Annotated in this window: 2 tRNA genes and 2 rRNA genes; all 4 read right to left on the reverse strand. The window is 46.9% G+C overall.

What is annotated here, in order from left to right:
- Positions 1-3 precede the first annotated feature (3 nt).
- Positions 4-2,759 (reverse strand): 23S ribosomal RNA (locus tag BLR30_RS17440).
- A gap of 159 nt (positions 2,760-2,918) precedes the next feature.
- Positions 2,919-2,992, reverse strand: a tRNA-Ala gene (locus BLR30_RS17445).
- Between the two features lie 81 nt (positions 2,993-3,073).
- Positions 3,074-3,147 (reverse strand) — tRNA-Ile (locus tag BLR30_RS17450).
- A 280-nt stretch (positions 3,148-3,427) separates the two neighbouring features.
- A 16S ribosomal RNA gene (locus tag BLR30_RS17455) occupies positions 3,428-4,944 on the reverse strand.
- Together the 16S and 23S rRNA genes with 2 tRNA genes alongside form the textbook arrangement of a ribosomal RNA operon.
- Between the last annotated feature and the right edge of the window lie 313 nt (positions 4,945-5,257).

The following is a 5,257-nucleotide window of genomic DNA, read 5'->3' on the forward strand; positions in this document are numbered from 1 at the left end:
ATAGGCTATAAATCTACGGGTAATTAGTACTACTCGGCTATGACATTACTGCCTTTACACCTGTAGCCTATCAACGTGGTCATCTCCCACGACCCTTAAAAGATGTCTCATCTTGAGGCGAGTTTCACACTTATATGCTTTCAGTGTTTATCTCTTCCAAACATAGCTACTCAGCGGTGCACCTGGCGGTACAACTGATACACCAGAGGTTTGTTCAATTCGGTCCTCTCGTACTAGAATCAAGCCCTCTCAAACATCTAACGCCCGCAATAGATAGAGACCGAACTGTCTCACGACGTTCTGAACCCAGCTCGCGTGCCACTTTAATGGGCGAACAGCCCAACCCTTGGGACCTTCTCCAGCCCCAGGATGTGACGAGCCGACATCGAGGTGCCGAACCTCCCCGTCGATGTGAGCTCTTGGGGGAGACTAGCCTGTTATCCCCGGAGTACCTTTTATCCTATGAGCGATGGCCCTTCCATACGGAACCACCGGATCACTATGTCCTGCTTTCGCACCTGATCGACTTGTAGGTCTCACAGTCAAGCACCCTTATGCCATTACACTCTACGCACGGTTACCAAGCGTGCTGAGGGTACCTTTGAAAGCCTCCGTTACTCTTTTGGAGGCGACCACCCCAGTCAAACTACCCACCACGCAATGTCCTTCTAAAAGAAGTTAGGCTCCAAGTAAGTAAAGGGTGGTATTTCAACGTCGGCTCCACAAACACTAGCGTGCCTGCTTCAAAGCCTCCCACCTATCCTACACATTACTTACTCAAAGTCAATACGAAGTTATAGTAAAGGTTCACAGGGTCTTTTCGTCCCATTGCGGGTAATCGGCATCTTCACCGATACTACAATTTCACCGAGCTCGTGGCTGAGACAGTGCCCAGATCGTTACACCATTCGTGCAGGTCGGAACTTACCCGACAAGGAATTTCGCTACCTTAGGACCGTTATAGTTACGGCCGCCGTTTACTGGGGCTTCAGTCAAACGCTTCGCTTACGCTAACGCCCTTCCTTAACCTTCCAGCACCGGGCAGGTGTCAGACCCTATACAGCATCTTTCGATTTAGCAGAGTCCTGTGTTTTTGATAAACAGTCGCCTGGGCCTCTTCACTGCGGCCAGCATTGCTGCTGGCGTCTCTTCTTCCGAAGTTACGAGACTATTTTGCCTAGTTCCTTAGCCACGACTCACTCGAGCACCTTAGGATTCTCTCCTCGACCACCTGTGTCGGTTTTGGTACGGGTTGCTTCACTTCGGCTTTTCTTGGATCCGATTTCACTATAACAGCTTCGCCCGAAGGCTAGGCCTTGACACTTCCGTCCGTCTTCAATAGCTACGTCGAACCGTCCCCTTTTTAGTGTGAGCAAGTATGGGAATATTAACCCATTGTCCATCCACTACCCCTTTCGGGTTCGCGTTAGGTCCCGACTAACCCTCAGCTGATTAGCATGGCTGAGGAAACCTTAGTCTTTCGGTGAGGGGGTTTCTCGCCCCCTTTATCGTTACTTATGCCTACATTTTCTTTTCTATAAGCTCCACAATACCTCACAGTACTGCTTCGGCGCCGATAGAATGCTCTCCTACCAGATATAATATAATTATAAATCCATAGCTTCGGTATTCTGTTTATGCCCGATTATTATCCATGCCGGACCGCTCGACTAGTGAGCTGTTACGCACTCTTTAAATGAATGGCTGCTTCCAAGCCAACATCCTAGCTGTCAATGCAGTCCAACCGCGTTGCTTCAACTTAACAGAAATTTGGGGACCTTAGCTGTTGGTCTGGGTTCTTTCCCTCTCGGACATGGACCTTAGCACCCATGCCCTCACTGCCGACCATCATTTATTAGCATTCGGAGTTTGTCAGGAATTGGTAGGCGATGAAACCCCCGCATCCAATCAGTAGCTCTACCTCTAATAAACTATAAATCGACGCTGCACCTAAATGCATTTCGGAGAGTACGAGCTATCTCCCAGTTTGATTGGCCTTTCACCCCTACCCACAGGTCATCCGAAGACTTTTCAACGTCAACCGGTTCGGTCCTCCACTTTGTGTTACCAAAGCTTCAACCTGCCCATGGGTAGATCACAAGGTTTCGCGTCTAATCCTACTAACTATCCGCCCTATTCAGACTCGCTTTCGCTCCGGCTCCGTAACTTAATTACTTAACCTCGCTAGTAAAATTAACTCGTAGGCTCATTATGCAAAAGGCACGCCGTCACAGAATTAATCTGCTCCGACCGCTTGTAGGCGTACGGTTTCAGGTTCTATTTCACCCTTCTATTCGAAGTGCTTTTCACCTTTCCTTCACAGTACTTGTTCACTATCGGTCTTTCAGGAGTATTTAGCCTTGGAGGATGGTCCCCCCATATTCAGACAGGATTTCACGTGTCCCGCCCTACTCATTTATCACTCTAATATGCCTTTCATATACGGGGCTTTCACCCTCTATGGCTGTTCTTTCCAGAACATTCTATTAAACATATAAAAGCTTTTGGGCTAATCCGCTTTCGCTCGCCACTACTTACGGAATCTCTTCGATTTCTTTTCCTCCGGGTACTTAGATGTTTCAGTTCTCCGGGTTTGCTCCCATTGCTGGGTGACATGTCTTCAACATGCCGGGTTGCCCCATTCGGATATCTACGGATCAATTCGTGTGTGCCAATCCCCGTAGCTTTTCGCAGCTTACCACGTCCTTCGTCGCCTCTGAAAGCCTAGGCATCCGCCATACGCCCTTAACGATTTCTTTCCTATTTTTAGGTTACTCAAGCACTTATAAGTGCTCGGTTTTCTCTTTGTGATGTCTTTACCGTTAATGTCAATGATCTTAATTTTCTTTCCTTCCGTTTGATGAACAGATGTTGTTTTTGGCTCCATCCGTAACTTTTAAATCAAACTTCAAAAACTGTGGAGAATAAGGGAGTCGAACCCTTGACCTCCTGCGTGCAAGGCAGGCGCTCTAGCCAGCTGAGCTAATTCCCCCTCTAGGTGCCGCAGGCTCTAGGCTATAAGCTTTAGGCTAACGCCTACTGCTTGAAGCTTAATGCTTACCGCTTTAATTAGTAGTCTCGGGCAGGCTCGAACTGCCGACCTCTACATTATCAGTGTAGCGCTCTAACCAGCTGAGCTACGAGACTCTGTTATGAGTGATAAGTGATAAGTGATGAATGATATAATTGCTATAGTCATTCCCTTCTCTCACCTCTCTTCTCAATCTCTTATCCCTTATACTAATTTCTAGTGGGTTTTATCTTTTTTATAATTGATAATCAATGGTTGATGATGGATGTTTTACATCATTTATCGCTTATCAATTATCATTTATATATAGCAACCAATAAAAAACTAAAGCTTTACTTTGAAGTAAGTGCTTGTATCTTGCGATACTAATTTTGTTTATCGTCAATAGACGCTCTAAAATGAGATGTTCCAGCCGCACCTTCCGGTACGGCTACCTTGTTACGACTTAGCCCTAGTTACCTGTTTTACCCTAGGCAGCTCCTTTTACGGTCACCGACTTCAGGTACCCCAGACTTCCATGGCTTGACGGGCGGTGTGTACAAGGCCCGGGAACGTATTCACCGCGCCATGGCTGATGCGCGATTACTAGCGATTCCAGCTTCATAGAGTCGAGTTGCAGACTCCAATCCGAACTGAGACCGGCTTTCGAGATTCGCATCACATCGCTGTGTAGCTGCCCTCTGTACCGGCCATTGTATTACGTGTGTGGCCCAAGGCGTAAGGGCCGTGATGATTTGACGTCATCCCCACCTTCCTCTCTACTTGCGTAGGCAGTCTTACTAGAGTCCTCAACTTAATGGTAGCAACTAGTAACAGGGGTTGCGCTCGTTGCAGGACTTAACCTAACACCTCACGGCACGAGCTGACGACAACCATGCAGCACCTTGAAAATTGTCCGAAGAAAAACCCATTTCTGAGCCTGTCAATTCCCATTTAAGCCTTGGTAAGGTTCCTCGCGTATCATCGAATTAAACCACATAATCCACCGCTTGTGCGGGCCCCCGTCAATTCCTTTGAGTTTCAAACTTGCGTTCGTACTCCCCAGGTGGCTAACTTATCACTTTCGCTTAGTCTCTGAAGCCGAAGCCCCAAAAACGAGTTAGCATCGTTTACGGCGTGGACTACCAGGGTATCTAATCCTGTTCGCTCCCCACGCTTTCGTCCATCAGCGTCAGTTAAGACATAGTGACCTGCCTTCGCAATTGGTGTTCTAAGTAATATCTATGCATTTCACCGCTACACTACTTATTCCAGCCACTTCTACCTTACTCAAGACACGCAGTATCAATGGCAGTTTCACAGTTGAGCTGTGAGATTTCACCACTGACTTACGCATCCGCCTACGGACCCTTTAAACCCAATAAATCCGGATAACGCTTGCACCCTCCGTATTACCGCGGCTGCTGGCACGGAGTTAGCCGGTGCTTATTCGTACAGTACCTTCAGCTATCTACACGTAGATAGGTTTATCCCTGTACAAAAGAAGTTTACAACCCATAGGGCCGTCGTCCTTCACGCGGGATGGCTGGATCAGGCGCTAACCCATTGTCCAATATTCCTCACTGCTGCCTCCCGTAGGAGTCTGGTCCGTGTCTCAGTACCAGTGTGGGGGATCACCCTCTCAGGCCCCCTAAAGATCATCGACTTGGTGAGCCGTTACCTCACCAACTATCTAATCTTGCGCGTGCCCATCTCTATCCACCGGAGTTTTCAATAATCCACGATGCCGTAAATTATATTATGGAGTATTAATCTTCCTTTCGAAAGGCTATCCCCCTGATAAAGGCAGGTTGCACACGTGTTCCGCACCCGTACGCCGCTCTCAAGATCCCGAAAGATCTCTACCGCTCAGCTTGCATGTGTTAGGCCTCCCGCTAGCGTTCATCCTGAGCCAGGATCAAACTCTCCATTGTATGTTTGTCTGACTCACTCAAAGTTTTTTAACGCTTTAGTTTTTCCTTACTTGGTTGTTATATTGTATGTCAATGATCTTTATATCTTCCGCTTTATATCGAAGCAATCTCTCTGTCAGTGTTACTCCGTATTTGCGAGTGCAAAAGTAAAAAATTATTTTAAACTGACCAAATGTTTTTGAAGAAAATTTTAAAGTTTTTCTAGTAACCTTAATTCCTCTCTAAACCTTAATCAATAATCTCCCGCGCTCCCTTTAATTGGGACTGCAAAGATACTAATATTTTATTATCACGCAACATTTATTTTAAAAAA

Origin of the sequence: Chryseobacterium taeanense, from assembly GCF_900099685.1 — a bacterium.
Taxonomy (GTDB): Bacteria; Bacteroidota; Bacteroidia; order Flavobacteriales; family Weeksellaceae; genus Chryseobacterium; species Chryseobacterium taeanense.